The organism is Streptomyces lincolnensis, from assembly GCF_021173675.1.
GTDB classification, from domain to species: Bacteria; Actinomycetota; Actinomycetes; order Streptomycetales; family Streptomycetaceae; genus Streptomyces; species Streptomyces lincolnensis_B.
Genome location: NZ_JAIHON010000011.1, coordinates 154,452 through 173,818, shown reverse-complemented (window position 1 = coordinate 173,818; position 19,367 = coordinate 154,452). Strand labels below are relative to the sequence as shown.

Below are 19,367 nucleotides of genomic sequence, written 5' to 3'. Positions count from 1 at the left end.
GTGGCGGAGGAGTCGACAATGGCCGTTTCCATCTCTGTGGTGCTGCTGCTGGTGATCCTGGCGGTGGTCTTCCTGCGCAGCGGCGGACTGAAGTTCTCCCACGCGATGGTGTGCATGCTGCTCGGCTTCTATCTGGCGAGCACCAGCATCGCGCCCACCATCAGTGGCGGCCTCACGGCCACCGCGGACATCGTCAGCAGCCTCAGACCGTGAGCGTCAGCGGGTCACGAACACCCCGATCCCGTTCGGGACGGGGCGTTCGGCCCCGGCGCTCGGGTTGTTGCGCACGGTGACCCCGCTCGCGCCCGGTGCGCGGGCGACCAGGGCAGAGGAGCCGCCGCCGTCCAGGCTGAAGGCGTCCACGGAGCCCAACTCCCGCATGGTCGACGCCACTTCGGCGATCGTCAGACCGGACCGGTACGCGGGCGAGCCGTCCACCGCGAGCAGCAGCAGACGCCGCCCGCCGTCCGCGACACCCACCGCGGTGCGCACCGCCGAGATCGTGGCGTCCAGACCGGGCAGCGGCCTGCCGCCCCTGAGGACCGGATAGCCGCCGAGCGCGAACCGGTACGGCACCCGGGACGCCGACGCCACCAGCCGGCGCACCACCTTCACCGGCTCGCCCGTGAAGAACTTCCGCAACTGCCGCGCGCCCTCCTCCCGGCCGACCAGGACCGTGGTGCCCGCGGCGATGGGACCCCCGCCGGGGATGTCGGACATCGACACGACCTTGTTGCGGCGGACCGTCACCTCGTAGGTGTCCGTGCTGCACGGCGCCGCCCGGTCCGTGTCCGTGCCGCAGGTGGCCCGCACCCGGGAGGCGGAGCCCCAGTCGGAGGTGAAGGCGCCGATGGAACCCTCCGGCAGTGCGTACTGGTTGAGCCCGCCGAGCGGCAGCCGTCCCACGGGCGTGCGGATCGAACCGTCCAGGGCCAGAGCGTCCAGGCGGGCCCTGCGGTCGACACCGACGCCGATGACGTCCTCGGTGCTCGTGCCCGGCGGCAGCGCGGGGCCGAAGCGCTGGCCGTTCGGCACCGCCCCCTTGAGGACCCGGCCTTGAGCGATGGCCGGGCCCACACTCGCGCCGGTCGCCTCGACGCCCGGGTGCTGCGTCTCACTGATGTTGAAGAAGTCGCCGTTGACCCCGGCCACGGCACCGGCCGCGTCGGCCATGGCGGAGACGGTGGACCGGGAGGCCACCTTCCCCGGGTACAGCAGATCCAGCCGTACGCCCGGCTTGCGCAGGTCGACGCTGATGACGTGGGCGCGGGTGACACCCCTGGCCGCCCGGATGTCGAACCGCTCGTAGGCGACGCCCGGCGCGAGCGTCACCCGGCTCGACACGGCGCCGGCCGGTGCCGCCCCCACCAGGGCCGCACCGGCCAGCGTGCCGAGTACCGCGGCTAACGTCAGTGCCGTTCTGCCTGCTCTGCCCTGTCTTTGACGGTGTGTCACAGATCCCCCCTGATGTCTCGTCGACTGTCCCAGGACTCAGGGGAAGTGCACCAGAGTGTCGTGACCGGCGCGGTGTCTAGGCGCCGACGACCCGCGAACGGGTGAGGAAACGCACCCCCTCGGGTGCCTCCAGGGAGAAACCGCTGCCCCGGCCCTCGACGACGTCGACGATCAGCCGGGTGTGGCTCCACGCCTCGTACTGGCTGCGCGACATCCAGAACGTCACCGGCTCCTCCACCCCCGCGACCTCCAGCTCCGCGAGCAGGACGTCGGAGCCGCCGGTCCGGAACTCGCCGGCCGGGTAGCACATGGGGGCGCTGCCGTCGCAGCAGCCGCCGGACTGGTGGAACATCAGGGGGCCGTGCGTCTCCCGCAGTCGTCTGAGGAGTTCGGCGGCCGCGGGGGTGAGCTCGACGCGGGGGACCTCGTCGACGGGGGCGTACGTGGGTTCTTCGGCCATGGGACGAGTGCAGCAGGAGCGAGGTTGCGAGGGGGTTGCACGGCCGGTGACCGGGGGCGTCCGGTGCCGCGGTCCGTCAGGAACCCGGGACGGGAGGGTCGGCGTCGAGTCCCGTCGGAGCGGACGGGGCCGGCAGCGGGGACGGTGCGGGAAGGGGGCGCTGCTGTTCCCGCTGCACCGAGACGGTCGGCTGGATGTAGTCGCCCCGGCCGCCGGTGTCCGGTGCGCCGGCATAGGAGGTCAGGGTGGGGATCACGGCGGCGCCGAGGGTCAGGGTTCCCACGAGGACGGGGACCAGGATCGTGCCCATGGCGGTGCGGGAGTGTTGGTTGTGCGTCAACTCGTGTCCAAATGGCTTGGCTTGGCGTTGTGTGGTCTCCCCTTGTCTCCACTGTCACAGGCGCCGCACCGTAAGGGAATCTTGAGAGTTGAAGCTCTATCGGCCCTGCACAAAGGCTTCACGGCAGCCGCAACGGGAAGACCGCCCGGACGTTCCAGCCGTGCTCGGGGCGGGCGCCGCAGCGCAGATCGCCGTTCAGGGCGCTCACCCGCTCCTTGAGGCCGACCAGGCCGAAGCCACCGCCGCGGGCGGCGTCGGGGAGCTGGGTGCCGCCGCGGCCGTTGTCGGTCACGGCGACGTGCAGGCGGCGGCCGTCGCACCGCAGGTCGACGGTGACCTCGGTGGCGTCGGCCGCGTGCCGCCGTACGTTGGTCAGCGCCTCCTGGACGACCCGGAAGGCGGCGGCCTGCACCTCGTGCGGCAGGTCGTCCGGTACGGCGGGATCGCGGCGCAGGGTGACCCGCTGCCCCGGGACCGCGAAGCCGTCGATGAGCTCGCCGATGCCCGCCAGGTCGCCGGCCGGCCGGCGGCCGCCCGGCTCCGTCCCGGTGTCGCGCAGCACGCCGACCGTGCGGCGCATCGAGGCCAGCGCCTCGGTGGCGGCGCGTTCGATGGTCGAGAGGACCGGGTCGAGCTCGCCCGGCCGGTCGGCGGCCATCATGCGGGCCACCTGCGTCTGCACCAGGATCCCGGTGACGTGGTGGGCCACGAAGTCATGCAGGTCGGCGGCGATGGCGAGGCGCTCGGAGCGGCGCGTCTCGGTGACGGCCACGGCGCGTCGGTAGTCCAGGGACCGCAGGTAGCCCGCGAGGCCCGCGGTGAGGCCGACCAGGACCAGGCCCGCCAGCATCAGGGCCTGTGTCTCCTCCGCGGTCACCCCGAAGAGGCGGACCGGTGTGGCGAGCAGGGCGGCGCCGTCCAGGACCGCGCAGGCCAGGGCCCACCGGGGCGGGCAGTGCCGTACCGCGACGAACAGCAGGCACAGCAGGACCAGTACTTCGCCCGGGCCGAAGGGGGCATGCCGGCCCATCGAGATCGAGGCCAGCGTGTAGGCCGCCGAGGCGACTGCCGGGACCGCGGTGCGCAGCGGCACGGTGAGCCACCGCGGTGCTCGCCGGACCGGCCACAGCACGGCCGCGAGACCCGTGGAGAGCACGATCGCGGTCGCCTCCGTCGAGCCGCGGGATTCGGTCGCGGCGGCCACGTCGGCGGCGGACGCCATGAGCAGGGCGCCGACGGCGAAGCCCCAGGCGCAGCCACGGGTGGAGGCGGTTCTCATGCGATCACGGTATGCCGGGCCGTCGGCGGCGGGATCGGTCGATCGGCCGAGGGAGTGGGCCGCCCCCGCGCGGGCGTATGGCCGTATGGCCGAGGCGGGCGGAGGGGTGCGCGGGGGAGGCTGGAGCAGGCGTTCCGCCCCCCTTGGGTTCTTAGGGTTCTCAAGGCCTGCTTCCTGGGAGTACGTGATGCGGCACAGCGGGTTTGTCGTCGGCGCGGTCGGCGGCGCGATCGCCGTGGCCGCCGTCGGAGGCGTGATCACCCACGCTCTCGCCTCCAAGGACAGACAGCACACCAGGGTCGAGCGGATCCGGGGCGGGCTGTACGTGACAGTCGACGGCCACCCCGCCGTCCACCGCACGATCATCGAGAGCCGCATCCAGGGCTGGTACCACCCACTGCCCTGGGTCGGCCGGAAGATCCACGACGTGTCCTGCCCGACCCACCTCAAGGCGGTCGTCGGCGCCCGGGAAACCTGCACGGCGCGCAGCGACGACGGGCGGATCGAGATCCCCGTCAGCGTGGTCGAGGTCGAGGTCGAGGGAAAGCCGACGGAACCGACGGTCCACTGGACGTTCGAACGCTGACCCTCGGGCCGTCCGTGATGAGAGAGTCGGCGCATGTCCACCTCACCGTCCGTCCGGCGTGTTCCTCTCGGCGCCGTGGTCCTCGTCCTCACAGCGGCGCTCACCCTCACCGCCTGCGGCCGGCTGCACGCGTCGGACGAGGCGGCAGGAGCGACTCCCGGCACGTCTGCGCCCTCGCCCTCGTCCTCCTCGTCCCCGTCGCCGTCCGCTCCCGCGGGGGCCTCGCCGTATGTCGAGCCGGGTGCCGGTGACGGGGCCCCGCACTACAACGAGAACAACGCCTACCGCCGGGCGGGCGAGATGACCCCCGCCCACGCGGAGGACGCCGAGCGGGAGGCCGGCCGTATCAGGCCCGTACTGGAACGGCTCTGGAAGCAGCGGACGTGGGACCCCGCGTCGGTGCGGACCGCCCTGCTCCGGCTCGGCTACGAGGAGGAGCGCGTCACCCGGGACGGCAGGCGGACCGGCGGGACGCTCACGGTCGCGGCGATGTCCCCGCGCTGGGAGAACGACGGCTACGTCACGCCCGAGGGGACGCGGGTCGCGCTGCGTGTCCATGACGACGCCTGCGTCACGGCGTTCGTGCAGAAGACCAATTTCGAGGCCCGGGCCAACGGCCCCTACCCGGAGACCGGCTGCTTCGAGCCGCCCGTCGGGCACTGAACGCGGCCACTGAACGCGGGCGCGGGGCCGCCCGGGTCCGCCGCGACGGACCCGGGCGACCGACCGCTAGCTCATCGCACCTCCCGCGCGTACGGCGCGACGGCGATCCGGTCGATCAGCGGCGCGTAGCGGGAACGGAGCGGTACGCCGGGGAAGGTGTCCGAGGCGTAGCTGGTGCCGTCGAAGTTGGGCAGTTCCTCGGAGCGGAAGGTGATCGTGTTCTGCCCCTTCTTCAACTGGACCGGGACGGTCAGCTCCCAGAAGTTGTTCTGGTGGAAGCTGTGCGGGAAGCCGACGCGCCGCACTTCGCCGCCGTTGACACTGATGTCGGCGTGACGGGCGAGCGGGTCCGGGTTGTAGTGGGTGGCCTCGGCCTGCTCGGGGTTGGAGTAGCGCACGCGCAGCGCGTACAGGCCGGCGCGGTCGGCGGTGACGGTGAAGGTGGCCGTGTTGCCGTTGCCCGGGTCGCCGCCGATGCCGGTGACGGCCGTGCCGGCGGTGGCCAGGGACAGCGGGGTGAGCGTGGCCGACCCGGCGAGTGCGGCGTCCCCCGCCTCGTACGTCCGCGCCGGGAGCGCGCCCTCGGTGGGCGTGACACGGAGACGGTCGACGAGGGTGGGGGAGGAACCCCCGGTCAGGGTCACCTTGTTGACGCCGCCCGAGAGGGACACCGCCACGCCGCTCGTGCCCTTGCCCAGGCGCAGCACGTCATGGCCGTTGACCGAGAGCCGGGCGCCCGATCCGCCGAGGGTGTCGACCTTGAGGGTGGCCTCGCGGTCGGCGGGTGAGTAGACCCAGAACGTGGCCGTCTGGCCCTTGGCGAGCCGGGCCGCGCCCGATCCGCCGGCCGCCCGCTTCGGCAGGTCGTAGACGGGACGGGCCCCGCCGGTCAGCCAGGCCAGCTCACCCTCGTAGACCTGCGTGTTCGCCGAGGCCGAGGGCAGGGCGAGGGTGAGACGGTCGACGATGGCGTCACCCTGGGTGACGCGCTTCCCGTCGGCGCTCCTCGCCGCCAGGGTCAAGGTGTGCTTGCCCTTGGTGAGCTTCACCTTGGTGTCGGCGTGGTCCCACACCACCCACTTGTAGCCGAGCGGCAGGTACAGCTCCTGCTCGCCGTCCGCCTTGCCGTCCACCCGCAGGAACACGTTGGTCGGGCCCTGGTCCTTCACCTTGTCGAAGGTGTTGAGGGAGTTGGCGAAGACGCTCAGGTCGTAGGTGCCGTCCTCGGGCACGTCCACCGTGAAGTCGAGGGTGACGTCGGAGCCGGTGCGCAGGCCGCCCACGTCGTAGCCGCCGGAGGTGTAGAACTTCGACACGTCACGGGGCGAGCCCTCCGGGCCGTTCTTGGAGTAGCCGGACCCGGTGTGGGCCGCGTCCTCCGCCTCGTACGAACCCTGCCGGCGCGTGGGCGGGGACTGCGTGGCCTTCGCGTCGCCGGCCGGGCTGAGGACGATCTCGTAGGCCGAGGACTCCTTCAGCCCGGGCAGTGCGCCCTCGCCGAAGTCGACGACCACCGTGCCGTCGTCACCGACCTTCAGGTTCTGCTCCGCGAGCAGCTTGGGGCCGGAGTTGTCACCGACCTGGCCGCTCCAGTCGATCTCCTTCACCCAGGCGTGCACGCGGTCGCCGAAGAGCTTCTTCGGGACGCCCGCGAAGGTGATGTGACCCTTGCCGGTGGAGCCGCCGAAGATCAGCCGGGACTGCTTCTTCTTCTCGTCCAGCGTCGCGACGCCCTGCATGGTGTAGTTCTCGCCCGGGAACGGCGGCGTCACCTTCAGCGTGTGGCCGCTCATCGAGGCGTACGCGTTCAGCAGCCACCACTGGCCGTTGCCGCGGTTGGACTGCACCGCGGAGTCGGAGAGGTTGCCGTCGATGTTCCAGTACGCGATGTCGGCGTCCACCTTGGACTCCTCGATCGCGGAGACCCACTGGATCATCTGGCCGGGGACCGAGGTGTGGTAGTTGAAGGCGTACTCGTTGATGTTGACGGGGAGTTGGGTGCCCTCGCGGTCGGTGCCCTTGAACAGGTCCTTCTCCCACGCCCGGTACTTGGCGACGCTGTCGCGCACCGCCTCCGGGTGGCTCAGCTCGTGCCAGGTGATGACGTCGGGGAGGGTGCCGGCGGCCAGGGTGTGGGTGAGGAAGCCCTTCACCTGGTCGTACAGGACGCTGGTGTTGGGGCCGGCTATGCGGGCCTCGGGCATCCTGCTCTTGATGAGCTTGTAGAAGTCGTCCCAGGCGGCGAAGTAGGCGTCCGGCTTGTCGAGCCAGCTGACCTTGTCGTAGCTCCACTCGCCGGTGCCGAACATGTTGCCCTCGGGCTCGTTGAACGGCACGAAGACGATGTTGTCCTGGTACTCCTTCGGCAGCTTCAGGACCTGGTCGACCTGCTTGGCGATCTTCTCCCGGTAGAGCTTGAGCTTCTCCTCGGGGGTGTCGCCCGGCCACTGGTACGGGAAGCCGCGGTGGATGTCGGTCATGTAGATGTACACGTCACCGTCGGTGGAGTCGGCCAGCGGCTTGACCACCTCCAGCGCGTCGGCACCGGGGTGCTGCGGGCCGTCCTGCGCCTTGGTGGAGACGGTGCGCAGGCCCATGCCCTCGATGAGGTTGTTGGTGGGCACGTCCGGTCCGTACACGCCGTAGAGGGTGCCGGAGGCGCCGCCGTGGAACGCGCCGGTGTCGGAGCCGAGGTCGACGGTGAGCTGGCCCTCGCGGACCACGGTGACGGTCGCCCGCACCGCGCGGCCGGCCGCGGTTCCCGCCACCGTGAAGGTGCCCGGCCGGGCGTACCGGTCGGACGGCACGGCGTCCCAGGTGACCGGCGTGTCACGGTCGTAGCCGTCGGAGAACGTGGCGCGGACGGCGGCGGGCAGGGACGGAGCGGTGCCGGTCGTCGTGCGGACGTCGAAGGTCGTCTTCGAGAGCTCCTGGAGGGTGGGCACGGCGGTGACCGTACCGGCCACCTGCGCGGGGCTGAGCGCCGCGTGCCACACGGTGAAGTCGTCGACCGCGCCCTTGAGCAGCGGGTCCGGCCAGAAGGACTTGCCGATGTACCCGGCGGCGGTGGCCGAAGCGCCCAGCAGGTCCTTGGCCTTGACGGCGGTCTGCGCGGAGGAGACGGCCACGCCGTCGAGGTAGGTGGTGACCCGGCCGGCGGCGGTGTCGAGGGTGACGGTGACGGTCCGCCACTGGTCGGCGGGGAGCGCCGCGTAGCCGCTGACCTGTGCCTCCGCGCCGCCGCCCCCGGTGGTCACGGCGGTGCGCAGCACGCTGCCGTTGGACGGGGTGGTGAAGAGGTACGTGGTGTTGTCGGTGCCCAGATCGAAGATCCGCTGCCAGGCGGACTTGTCGTCACCCCACTTCACGCGGGCGGAGACCGTCAGGTCGGTCGCGTCGGCGAGGATCTCGCGGGGGAGTCGGACGTAGGCGCCGTTCGAGGTGGACGCCCCGCCCGGCAGGGCCAGTGCCCTGCCTCCGTCGGAGCCGGCGACCGACTGGGCGGTGGAACCGTTCACCAGACTCGCCGTCAGGCCGTTGCCGGAGCTGTCGGCGATCCGGCCGGAGGCCAGGTCGTCCTGGTCGAAGGTGTAACGGGCGGTGGGCGGGGGCATGTCGGCCGCCTGGGCCGTGACGGCCGGTGCGGCCAGCAGGCCCGCGCCGAGCGTCAGTGCCACGGCGGCCGGGAGCCGACGCCGGGCGGATCTGTCAGCGGATGGCATGGATCGCGTCCTCAATCCTTGGGTGTGCGGGTGTCGAAGGGTGTGCGGGCTGTCGAACCGGTTCGATCGAGTGGGCCGCAGAGGAGAGGGGCTCGTCAGGGCAGGGAGAGGTCGACCTTGTGCCGGCAAAGCAGGGTCGGAAGGGGCCCGGGGGTGTCGGAAGGATCAGTTCATCGAACCGGTTCGGGAAGCTAGCACCGTCGATCGCCCCCAGCAATCCCTTCGACACAAGCTTCTTCAGGCCTCTCGCCAGGTCCGAGGAAGTGGCGTCGGAAGTGTTGACAGGCGTGGAGGCAGTTCCTACCTTCACTTCACGCGAACCGGTTCGACAATCGGTCGCAGGTGAACCGGTTCGACGAAGGAGTCCCCGTGAACATCGGTGAGATCGCCCGGCGGGCCGGCGTCTCGCGCAGCACCGTCTCCTACGCGCTGAGCGGCAAGCGCCCGGTGTCGGAGGACACGCGCCGGAAGATCCAGCAGGTGGTGGACGAACTCGGGTACCGGCCCAGCGCCAGCGCCCGGGCCCTGGCCAACGGACGCACCAGCACGATCGGGCTGGTCTTCCCGCCGGCCGGGAACCACTACACGGGGATGCAGCTGGACTTCATCGGCAGTGTCGTGGAGGCCGCGGCGGCCCGTGACTACGACGTGCTGCTGTCCCCCAGCGGCGTGGACAGCGACCGCTCGTTCCAGCGGCTGCTGGGGGAGCGGCGGGTCGACGGCGCGATCCTGATGGAGATCAGACTCCAGGACGACCGGGTCGATCACCTGGCCGCGCTGGACTTCCCCTCCGTCACCATCGGCCGCACCGCCCGTCCGGAGCGCGGCTGGTGGGTCGGCCTGGACCACACCGCGCTGGCGGCGGCGTGCGTCCACCATCTCGCGGACCTCGGTCACCGCAGGATGGCCTTCGTCAACCGTCCCGAGCAACTCCTGCGGGCCGGGTACGAGTCGGCCCACCGCGGCCTGGACGGCTTCACCAAGGCCGCGGCCGAGCGCGGCCTGACCGTGCGGACGTACTGCTGCGGGGACGACGCGGCGTCCGGCCAGGCGTGTCTGGAACGGATCCTGTACGACGACCCGGACACCACGGCCCTGGTCACGCTCAACGAAGCCGCTCTGGGTGGCCTCTACCGAGGGCTCGCCCAGGCGGGCCGCCATGTGCCGCGCGACTTCTCTGTCACCGGAGTCGTGGCCGCCCGCTGGGCGGAGACGGTGAACCCGCAGCTCAGCGCGGCGGACGTACCGGCCGCCGAGCTGGGCAGGCGTGCCGTCGATCTGCTCATCGAGCGGCTCGACCGTCCCGACGCGCCGCCCCGGCACCACCTGCTCACGCCACCGATCTCACTGCGGGCCAGCACCGGGCCCGCCGGAACACCGGACGCCTGACCACCGGACGCCCGACCCCACAGCACGGCTCCTCGTACCGCCACCTTCCGCACGGCTTTTCGTACCGCCATCTTCCGAGCACGCCCCACCTCGCCGTTCGGCGTGCCCGCATCCACCCGTGTCACCACTCGCACGGCACCCGTGTGCCGAGAACGAAGGACCTGCCATGCACAGCTCCTCCAGACGACTCCTCGCCGCCATGGCCGTGTCGACCGCGGTCGCCCTCGTCGGCACCGCCTGTTCCTCCGGCTCGGGCAACAGCGGCGCCAAGGGCGCGGACAGCGGCACGTACACCGTCTGGGACCCGTATCCGCAGTTCACCAAGGACTCGGCCTGGACGAAACTGCTGGACGACTGCGGCACCGAGGCCGGAGTGAAGATCAAGCGGACCGGTTACGACACCAGCGACCTGGCCAACAAGACCCTGCTCGCCGCCCAGCAGGGCAACTCCCCGGACATTCTCGTCGTCGACAACCCGGTGGTGTCGACGCTGGCCGAGGCGGGCGTGCTCACCACGACCGACGACAACAAGCTGGACACCTCCAAGGTGGACCCGAACCTGCTCGCGGCCGGCCAGTCGGACGGAAAGACCTACGGCACCCCGATCGGCGCCAACACCCTCGCCCTCTACTACAACAAGAGCGTGCTGAAGGAAGCCGGGGTGGACATCGCCTCGGTCAAGGACTGGCCCTCGTTGACGGCGGCGCTGGAGAAGGTGAAGAAGGCCGGCAAGAAGGGCATCACGTTCTCGGCGATCGGCACGGAGGAGGGCAGCTTCCAGTTCCTGCCGTGGTTCTGGGGCGCGGGCGCCGAACTGACCCGGCTCGACTCCGAACAGGCCGTCTCCGCGCTGTCGTTGTGGAAGGGCTGGCTGGACAAGGGCTACGCCCCGAACTCGGTCCTCAACAACACCCAGACCACCAGCTGGCAGGAGTTCGCCGGCGGTGACTACGCGTTCGCCGAGAACGGCACCTGGCAGCTCGCCAACGCGGAGAAGGCCGGCTTCGACTACGGGGTGCTGCCCGTCCCCGCCGTGTCGGGCGGGAGCGCCGCCGCTCCCACCGGCGGCGAGTTCGTCACCCTCCCGGTCCAGGACGACACCGGCCGCTACACCACCTCCCAGAAGCTCGCGGCGTGTCTGACCAGCACCCAGAACCTGTACGACACCGACACCACCCTGTCCTACGTGGCCCCCACCACCGAGGTCCAGGACAAGCAGGTGGCGGCCAACGCCGCGCTCAAGCCCTGGGTCGACGCGGTGAAGCAGGCCAAGGGACGCACCAGCGACAACCTGGGCACCAAGTACCCCAAGATCTCCGAGCAGTTGTGGAAGGCCGTCCAGTCCGCCCTCAGCGGGTCCAAGTCGCCCAAGGACGCGCTCACTTCGGCGCAGGCCGCGGTCAAGTGACGTGAGCCCGATGAAACAGACGACCCGCCCGCCGGACCCCCGGCCCGTGCGCGCCCCGGCCGCCGCCCCACCCCGGGACAGCGGCGCCGGGACGCGGCGCCGCCCGCCCTCCGCGCAGTGGGCCGCCTGGGCGTTCCTCGCCCCGGTGACCCTCTACCTCGTCCTCTTCTACGCCTATCCGCTCTACCGCAACATCGACCTCAGCCTGCGCCACTACACCGTCCGCTCCTTCGTCCAGGGCGACGCGCCCTTCACGGGCATCGAGAACTACCTCACCGTCTTCGACGACCCGACCTTCGCCCCGGCCCTGCTGCACACCGTGGTGTTCACCGCCGTGTGCCTGGTCTTCCAGTACGCCATCGGCCTGGCCCTGGCGGTCTTCTTCCACCAGCACTTCCGGCTCTCCGCCACCCTGCGCGCCCTGTTCCTGGTGCCCTGGCTGCTGCCGCTGATCGTGTCGGCCTCCACCTGGTCGTGGATGCTCAACAGCGACTCCGGCGTGGTCAACGCCTTCCTGAACGCCTTCGGCATCGGACCGGTGAACTGGCTGACCTCGCCGGACTGGTCACTCGCCTCGGTGATCATCGCGAACATCTGGATCGGCGTCCCCTTCAACCTGGTCGTCCTGTACAGCGGCCTCCAGTCCATCCCCGCCGGCCTGTACGAGGCGGCGGCCCTGGACGGGGCGAACGCCTGGCAGCGGTTCTGGCGCATCACCGTCCCGCTGCTGCGCCCGGTGTCGGCGATCACCCTGCTCCTCGGCCTGGTGTACACGCTCAAGGTCTTCGACATCATCTGGATCATGACCAGGGGCGGTCCGGCGGACTCGTCCACCACCTTCGCCACCTGGTCCTACCAACTCGGCTTCGGGAACCTGTTGCCCGCCTTCGGCCCGGGCGCGGCCGTCGGCAACCTCCTCGTGATCGCCGCCCTGGTCTTCGGCCTGATCTACGTCCGGGCCCAGCGAAAGCAGGCGCTGTCATGAACCGAGCCATCAGCCGTACGTGGTGGAAGACGGCCGTCGGCCTGCTGCTGACCGGCATCATGCTCTTCCCGGTCTACTGGATGGTGAACGTCTCGCTCACCCCCGAGCAGGACATGCGCAAGAGCCCGCCGGACCTCCTGCCGCTGCACGGCACGCTGGAGGGCTACCGCACCGTCCTCGACGAGCAGTTGCCCTACCTGGGCACCAGTCTCGTCGTCGGTCTCGGCACCGTCGCGCTGACCGTGGCCCTGTCCGCCCCGGCCGGCTACGCGCTGGCCAAGCTGCGCCCGCGCGGCGCGGGCGTCCTGAACTTCGTCCTGCTGGCCGCCCAGATGATCCCCGGCATCGTCATGGCGATGGGCTTCTACGCCATCTACCTCAGCCTCGGCCTGCTCCAGTCCGTCCCCGGCCTGATCATCGCCGACTCCACCCTGGCCGTCCCCTTCGGCGTGCTCATCTTCACCGCGTTCATGTCCGGCATCCCCGGCGAACTGCTCCAGGCCGCCAAGACCGACGGCGCCGGGCCGCTGCGCACCTTCTGGTCCGTCGTCCTGCCGATGAGCCGCAACGCCGTCGTCACGGTGTCCCTGTTCGCGTTCCTGTGGTCGTGGTCCGACTTCGTCTTCGCCGGCACCCTCGTCAACGGCGGTGCCCACGAGCCGATCACGCTCGGCATCTACCACTACATCGGCAACAACAACCAGGAGTGGAACGCCATCATGGCCACCGCCGTCGTGGCCTCGGTGCCCGCCGCGGTCATCCTGGTCCTCGCCCAGCGCTACATCGCCGCGGGCGTGACCGCCGGCGCGGTCAAGGACTGACCCAAGCTCCTCCGACTCCCCAGGGGCATCCCCGTGCCCTTGACGTTCCCTGCTCGAGAAACGAGTACCTCTTCATGACCGCCGCCCCCTCCGGCCCGGCCTTCTCCGTCCACGACATCCCGTTCAGCACGCACGGCTCCTGGTTCGACATCTCACCCGTGGTGGCGGAGAAGACCTACGCCGACGACCTCCACCTCGTCTCCCACCAGAACGGCATGCACGCCGTCCTGCGCCTGGTCCCGCTGGACCCGGCGGGCGGCCGGGCCGAGAGCGGCCTCCGGGCCACGCCGGGCCTGCTCACCTGGACCGGTGAGGGCGGCGGGCGGGTGGATCTCGCCTACGAGACGCCGGACACCGTACGTCTGCGGGGGAGCGGCCTGGGGATGACCGTCACCGCCGCCGCACCGGTCCTGACCCCGTTCAGCGGCACGTACTTCTTCCACGACCCGGCCGCCGGCGCGCACGTGTTCACGTCGTACGAGACCGGCCGCCGCTACCGCGTCACCGTGCTGTCCGGCACCGTCGCCGACACGGCCGGGGACCAGGCGCTGGGCAGTGCCGAGCGCGGTCTCACCCTGGCCGCGGAGGCGGACGGGTCCTGGGAGATCGCCGTCGAGGAACTCGACACCGCCCGCCCGCGGTTCACGTCCTCGGCGACGTTCGACGAGGTGGTCGAGGCGGCGGGGCGGTCCTTCACGGAGTTCGTGGACACGGTGGCTCCCTGGCGCTCGTCCGCCACCCCGGCCGCCGAACTCGCCGCCTACGTGCTCTGGTCGGCGACCGTGCGTCCGGCGGGCCTGGTGGGCCGGCCCGCGGTGCTGATGTCCAAGCACTGGATGGACAAGGTCTGGAGCTGGGACCACTGCTTCAACGCCCTCGCCCTGGCCACCGGTTGCCCCGACCTGGCACTGGACCAGTTCGCCCTGCCCTTCGACCACCAGGACGACACCGGCGCCCTGCCCGACTCGGTCACCCACTCCGAGGTCCTCCACAACTTCGTCAAGCCGCCCATCCATGGCTGGACCTTCGGCCACCTCCGCCGCCGACTGCCCACGCCCCCCGACCGGGCCGAACTCACCGACACCTACGACAAGCTGGCCCGCTGGACGGACTTCTGGCTCACCGAGCGCCGCACCCCCGGCGCCGAACTCGCCCACTACCAGCACGGAAACGACAGCGGCTGGGACAACGCCACCACCTTCGACCCCGAGCGGGTGGTCGCCACCGCCGACCTGTCCGCCTTCATCGTCCTCCAGCTCCACGAACTGGCCGACCTTGCCCGGGAGTTGGACAGACCGGACGAGGCCGGTCGATGGACGCGGACGGCGGACGAGATCCAGTCCGCGCTTCTCGCCCAGCTCTGGAGGGGGGACCGCTTCGTCGCCCGGGGCGTCGCCACCGGGGACACCTGGAGCAGCTCCAGCCTCCTCGACCTCATGCCCATCGTGCTCGGCGAGCACCTGCCCGGCGAGATCGGCAGCGCCCTGGCCGACCACATCAAGGCCCATCTCACGCCGTACGGCCTGGCCACCGAACTGACCACCTCACCGCACTACCTCGCCGACGGCTACTGGCGCGGCCCCATCTGGGCCCCCGCCACCGTCCTCGTCGAGGACGGCCTGCGCCGCGCCGGCCACCACCGCCTCGCCGACGACATCAGCGCCCGCTTCCGCGCCCTGTGCGAGGCCCACGGCTTCGCCGAGAACTTCGACGCCCTCACCGGCACGGGGCTGCGCGACCGCGCCTACACCTGGACCGCCAGCAGCTATCTCATCCTCGCCGAGGCCCACACCCACCGCTCCGAGACCTGAAGGCCATCGCCGCGAGCAGGACGTCCAGGACGCCCGCGGTGATCGTGCGCGCGGCCACCGCGAGAGTCCGCTCGGCCCGAAGGCGCTCCACCGATGGGCATCAGGCCCCGGTCGTGAGCGCGTACACGGTAACCAGGGAGTCCGGCCGCACCGAAGCGGGGCACTCCTCCGCTTCCGGGGTGCCTGCTGTTCCGCGTCCGGACGCCCACGGACCCCCCGCCGCCCGGCGCGTGAACGGCGGGGCATACCGTCCGGCTGTGCGGCCGAGTCGACGCGTCCCGGAGGGGGCGGGGGAGGAGGGGCCGGATGGTCGGCCACGGGGTGACCGAGGTGGCGGTCGGGCAGCTCGCGGAGCTGACCGGAGGGCGCGTGCTGTCCTCGTGGCGGCTGGACGTCCCCGCGCTGCTGCTGGCCGTCGCCCTGGGCGCGCTCTACGGCTGGGGCGTGGCGCGGCTGCGTCGGCGCGGTGCGCCCTGGCCGTTCGCCCGGACCGCCGCCTTCGGGCTCCTCGGGCTGGGCGGACTGATCGTGGCGACGATGTCCTCCCTCGCCGTCTACGACCAGGTGCTGTTCTGGCCGGCCGCGGTCCAGAACGTCCTGCTCGACCTGGTGGTGCCGCTCGGCCTCGCACTCGGTGATCCGCTGCGGTTGGCCGTCGAGGCGCTGCCGGGGTGGGCCGGCGGACGGGTCCGGCGGGTCATGACCGGGAGGGTGGTGCGGGCGCTGACCTTCCCCCTGGTGAGTACGGCCCTGGTGCTGGCCACCGAGCTGACGGTGTACTTCACGCCGTACTTCGCCACGGCGCTGCGGGTGGGCTGGCTGCACGAGCTGATGTACCTGCACCTGCTGGCGGCCGGCTGCCTCTTCGTCGTACCGGTGCTGACCCGGGAGGAGACACTGCCGTCCTGGTGCACGCACCCCGTGCGGGCGGCCCTGGTGTTCCTCGACGGCATCGTCGACGCGGTTCCCGGGCTCGTCGTCATGACGCACGGCACCCTGATCGCGGGCGCCTGGTACCTCCACCACGCCCCGTCCTGGTCGCCGGACGTCCGGCACGACCAGCAGGTCGGCGGCGGCGCGATGCTCGGCATCGCCGAACTGGTCGCCCTGCCCTTCCTCCTGGCGGTCCTCTTCCAGTGGGCGCGCGCCGAACGCGCCCGCACCGCGGTCCTCGACCGCCGCCTGGACGCGGAACTCGCCGCCGCACCGGCCCCGGAGCCCGGCGCGCCTCCCGCTCCCGACCGCGTGCGCCCCTGGTGGGAGACCGAACAGAACGACGTGGCCGCCAGGATCCGCCACCACAACCGGGGCCACTGAGCGGCTCGGGGTGGCTCACGGCGTCGCTCCCGGGCGAGTGGTGCCGTGGTGCGGATGTGAGCGTCCAGCCCTCTCCCTGCGCTCCACCCTTGTCCTCTTTTGGTAACTCGCCGTCGGTATTCGACCAGTTGGGAGAGTGCGCGACCCGCCCTCCTCACCACCGGCTACGTTGGCCTGGCGTATCTGTGTGCCAGAGCCTGCGAGGCGGGGCGAGGCGAGTATGCGGGAAGGCGATGGGCGGGTGTAGCGGGCGGTGCTGGACGCGTCACATCAGCAAGGCGACAGGGCGGGGCCCCGACGGGGGCTGCCGAAGCGACCACCGGCGGGCGAACAGGGGGCGGAACCGGACGAGGTGGCCGGGAGAGGCGCTCAGCGGTTCGCCCGCGTCATGGCCGCCTCCTGTGCGCTGCTCGCCGGCACCGGTCTGGCCGGATGGGTCTTCGACGTCGACGCGCTGAAGAGTGTCGTGGCGGGGCAGACGTCGATGAAGCCGAACTCGGCGCTCGCGCTGCTGGCGCTGTCCGTGCCCCTGTTGCTGATCCTGCGTGATCGGGGCGCACCGGGTCCGGCCCGGCTGAGTCCGTTCGGTGCCTCGGTGGCGATCGGTATCGGCGCGCTGACCCTGGCCGAGTTCGCCGTGGACGCGGGTTCCGGGATCGATCAGCTCGTGTTCCACGACGACACGGCCCAACCCGGTGCGCCGCCGGGACGGATGTCGCCGAACACCGCGCTGGCCCTGGTGCTGGCCGGCACCGCGCAGTTCACCCTGGGCCGCAGATCCGCCTGGGCCGTCCGTCTGGGGCAGGTGTGCGCGCTGATCGTGCTGATGCTCGGACTGCTGCGGGTGTACGGATTCGCCTACCGGGTGCCGCAGCTCGGCCAGATCGACGACTACACGCGGATGGCCCTGCACACCGCCCTGGCCCTGGTACTGCTGGGAGCGGCGACGTTCCTGTCGCGCCCGGACTCCGGACCGGCCGCGCTGCTGCTGAACCCCGGCCCGACGGGGCTGGTGGGCCGCTGGATGGCCGTCGCGGGGTTGGTGGTGCCACCGGTGGTGGGCTGGTTGCGCCTGAAGGGGCGGGACGCCGGCTGGTACGAGACCCGGATGGGCTCGGCCCTGGTGGCCTGCGCCCACGCGGTGATCCTCACCGTCGTGAGCCTCACGGCACTGGCCGTGGCACGCCGCGCCGAGCTCGCGCACGACCGCATCCGGCGCCACATCCGCGAGTACGCCTGGCTGCAACGGTTCATGGACCACACCCCGGCGGCCATCTTCATCAAAGGCAGCGACGGCCGGTACCTGGCCGTCAACGTCGGCTTCGAGCGGCTGACCGGTACCGCGCGTACAGGCATCCTCGGACACCGCATCGAGGACGTGCTTCCCCCGCGGGACGCGGAGCCGCTGCGCGCGGCCGAGATCGAGGCGCAGTCCACCGGCCGCAGCCTGCAACGCCAGCACACCTTCCAACTGGCGGACGGCGCCCATCACTTCCTCACCACACTCTTCCCGCTCACCGACGAGCGCGGCGCACCGTACGCGGTGTGCGGCATCGCCACCGACGACACGGAACGCATCCTCGCCCAGCAGGACGGCGAGCGGGCCCGACACCGCTTCCGCGCTCTGCTGGAGTGCGCCCCGGACGCCACCCTCATCACCGACGGGGAGGGCATCATCGTGATGGCCAACGCCCAGGCCGAGGCCCTCTTCGGGTATCCGCGCAGCCACCTGGTCGGCTCCCCCGTGCACGACCTGGCCCCCGTCCGTGCGCGCCGCCGCCACAACGCCCTGCTGCGCGCCTGTCTGGCCCGGCCACAGGCCCGGGCGATGAACGCGGACGCCGATCTGATCGCCCACGACAGCGAAGGACGCGAGTTTCCCATCGAAGTGAGCGTCGGCCCACTGGAGACGGAAGAAGGGTTGCTCGTCTCCATCGCGGTCCGTGACATCAGCGAGCGCAGACAAGCCGAAGCGGAACGTGCCGCCCGCTACGAGGAGCAGCACCACATCGCCTACACCCTCCAGCGCAGCCTCATGGGCAGCCCGCCCGTCCTTGAGGAGCTGCCCAGCGCCCGTCGCTATCTGGCCTCCGTGCAGGACGCGGGGGTGGGCGGCGACTGGTTCGACTTCATCCCCCTCGGTGCCGGCCGGACCGGCATTGTCATCGGTGACGTCATGGGCCGGGGCCTGGAGGCCGCCGCCGTCATGGGCCAACTGCGTGCCGCCGCCCACGCTCTGGCTCAGGCCGGGCTTCCCCCGGACCGGCTCATCGGCGCGCTGGACGCCTTCGTGTGCGACCTGCCCGACCAGATGGTCACCTGCTGCTACCTGATCATCGACCAGGAATCGGCGGAGCTGACCGCCTGTTCGGCCGGACACCCGCCGCTGCTGCTCGCCGCGCCGGACCGACCGGCACACCCGCTCGACCTGCCGGTCGGTGTCCCGCTGGGCATCGGCGGCTTCCCCCACCACCAGACCAGCCTGCCCCTGCGCGCCGGTGCAACTCTGGCCCTGTACACCGACGGGCTCATCGAGCGGCCCCATGCCGACATCGAGGAACAGATCTGCCGACTGGCCGACACCCTCGACGGCGCCCTGCACACCTACGGCACCTCCCCGACCGCACTGGAACCGGCCGCCGACCACCTCATGACCACGCTCCTGCCCGCCGACGACGGCCACGGCGACGACGTCACCCTGCTCCTCGTCCATCTGCCGCCCGCGGACCACGCACGCACCCGACTCCTGCCGCATCCGCGCGCGGTCCCCCTCGGGCGACGCTTCCTCACCGACACCCTCACCTCCTGGCGACTGCCCCCCGACCTGATCGACACCGCACACCTACTCGCCTCCGAGCTGCTGACCAACGCGCTCACCCACGCCCACGGCCCCCTCACCGTCAGCGTGAACAGATCGGCGACCGAGCTCAACGTGGAGGTGACCGACAGCAGTTCCACCCCGCCCCGGCCCCGGGAGGCCGACACCCTGGACGAGTCCGGCCGCGGTCTCGCCCTGATCGGCACCCTCGCCAAACAGTGGGGCACACACCGGCACCCACAGGGCAAAACCGTCTGGTTCACGCTGCCCCTCACCCCCGACGAGGAGCCACTTCCGTGATGGTCATGCTGCC

At 71.4% G+C, this 19,367-nt stretch carries 15 protein-coding genes; 10 read left to right on the top strand and 5 right to left on the bottom strand.

Features of this window, described 5'->3' with window-relative positions; genetic code table 11:
- The first annotated feature begins 18 nt into the window (after positions 1-18).
- A complete protein-coding gene (locus K4B79_RS31600; RefSeq protein WP_067428087.1) occupies positions 19-213 on the top strand; it encodes a hypothetical protein in 195 nt (64 codons plus the stop codon).
- A gap of 3 nt (positions 214-216) precedes the next feature.
- Here K4B79_RS31600 and K4B79_RS31595 read toward each other — a convergent pair whose 3' ends face one another.
- The 4 genes from K4B79_RS31595 to K4B79_RS31580 all read right to left on the bottom strand — a co-directional run bounded on the left by K4B79_RS31595 (position 217) and on the right by K4B79_RS31580 (position 3,534).
- Entirely contained in the window at positions 217-1,455 is a 1,239-nt protein-coding gene (locus K4B79_RS31595; protein ID WP_232030719.1) for a phosphodiester glycosidase family protein, read from the bottom strand.
- Between the two features lie 76 nt (positions 1,456-1,531).
- Positions 1,532-1,915, bottom strand: a complete 384-nt coding sequence (locus tag K4B79_RS31590; protein ID WP_232030718.1) for a DUF779 domain-containing protein — start codon at positions 1,913-1,915, stop codon at positions 1,532-1,534.
- Between the two features lie 76 nt (positions 1,916-1,991).
- The gene (locus K4B79_RS31585) at positions 1,992-2,255 is read right to left on the bottom strand and encodes a hypothetical protein (RefSeq protein ID WP_232030717.1); all 264 of its coding nucleotides are present in this window, start codon (positions 2,253-2,255) and stop codon (positions 1,992-1,994) included.
- 118 nt (positions 2,256-2,373) lie between these two features.
- Positions 2,374-3,534, bottom strand: coding sequence for a sensor histidine kinase (locus tag K4B79_RS31580; RefSeq protein ID WP_232030716.1), 1,161 nt, complete (start codon positions 3,532-3,534; stop codon positions 2,374-2,376).
- Positions 3,535-3,721: 187 nt separating this feature from the next.
- On the opposite strand from K4B79_RS31580, the gene K4B79_RS31575 reads away from it, so the two are divergent.
- Both K4B79_RS31575 and K4B79_RS31570 read left to right on the top strand, forming a co-directional pair.
- Positions 3,722-4,120, top strand: coding sequence for a DUF4333 domain-containing protein (locus K4B79_RS31575; protein ID WP_232030715.1), 399 nt, complete (start codon positions 3,722-3,724; stop codon positions 4,118-4,120).
- A 33-nt stretch (positions 4,121-4,153) separates the two neighbouring features.
- Positions 4,154-4,783: a hypothetical protein gene (locus tag K4B79_RS31570; RefSeq protein ID WP_232030714.1), complete on the top strand. Its 630-nt coding sequence runs from the start codon at positions 4,154-4,156 to the stop codon at positions 4,781-4,783.
- Between the two features lie 71 nt (positions 4,784-4,854).
- Here the strand turns inward: K4B79_RS31570 and K4B79_RS31565 are convergent, their stop codons facing one another.
- On the bottom strand, positions 4,855-8,505 hold the full coding sequence (locus tag K4B79_RS31565; RefSeq protein ID WP_232030713.1) for a LamG-like jellyroll fold domain-containing protein: 3,651 nt from the start codon (positions 8,503-8,505) through the stop codon (positions 4,855-4,857).
- Between the two features lie 369 nt (positions 8,506-8,874).
- Between K4B79_RS31565 and K4B79_RS31560 the strand changes: the two genes are divergently transcribed.
- The 7 genes from K4B79_RS31560 (at position 8,875) to K4B79_RS31530 (ending at position 19,354) form a co-directional block, all read left to right on the top strand.
- The gene (locus tag K4B79_RS31560; RefSeq protein WP_232030712.1) at positions 8,875-9,894 is read left to right on the top strand and encodes a LacI family DNA-binding transcriptional regulator; all 1,020 of its coding nucleotides are present in this window, start codon (positions 8,875-8,877) and stop codon (positions 9,892-9,894) included.
- 166 nt (positions 9,895-10,060) lie between these two features.
- On the top strand, positions 10,061-11,302 hold the full coding sequence (locus tag K4B79_RS31555; protein WP_232030711.1) for a sugar ABC transporter substrate-binding protein: 1,242 nt from the start codon (positions 10,061-10,063) through the stop codon (positions 11,300-11,302).
- Positions 11,303-11,312: 10 nt separating this feature from the next.
- Complete coding sequence (locus K4B79_RS31550; RefSeq protein WP_232030710.1) at positions 11,313-12,287, top strand: carbohydrate ABC transporter permease; 975 nt, start codon at positions 11,313-11,315, stop codon at positions 12,285-12,287.
- Positions 12,284-13,108 carry a carbohydrate ABC transporter permease gene (locus K4B79_RS31545; protein ID WP_232030709.1) on the top strand — a complete coding sequence of 275 codons (825 nt, stop codon included), beginning with the start codon at positions 12,284-12,286 and terminating at the stop codon, positions 13,106-13,108. Before K4B79_RS31550 ends, K4B79_RS31545 begins: the two co-directional genes overlap by 4 nt.
- Before the next feature lie 74 nt (positions 13,109-13,182).
- Positions 13,183-14,919, top strand: a complete 1,737-nt coding sequence (locus K4B79_RS31540; RefSeq protein ID WP_232030708.1) for an amylo-alpha-1,6-glucosidase — start codon at positions 13,183-13,185, stop codon at positions 14,917-14,919.
- A 306-nt stretch (positions 14,920-15,225) separates the two neighbouring features.
- Complete coding sequence (locus K4B79_RS31535; protein ID WP_232030707.1) at positions 15,226-16,236, top strand: cytochrome c oxidase assembly protein; 1,011 nt, start codon at positions 15,226-15,228, stop codon at positions 16,234-16,236.
- Between the two features lie 388 nt (positions 16,237-16,624).
- A complete protein-coding gene (locus K4B79_RS31530) occupies positions 16,625-19,354 on the top strand; it encodes a SpoIIE family protein phosphatase (RefSeq protein ID WP_232030706.1) in 2,730 nt (909 codons plus the stop codon).
- The last annotated feature ends 13 nt before the right edge of the window (positions 19,355-19,367 follow it).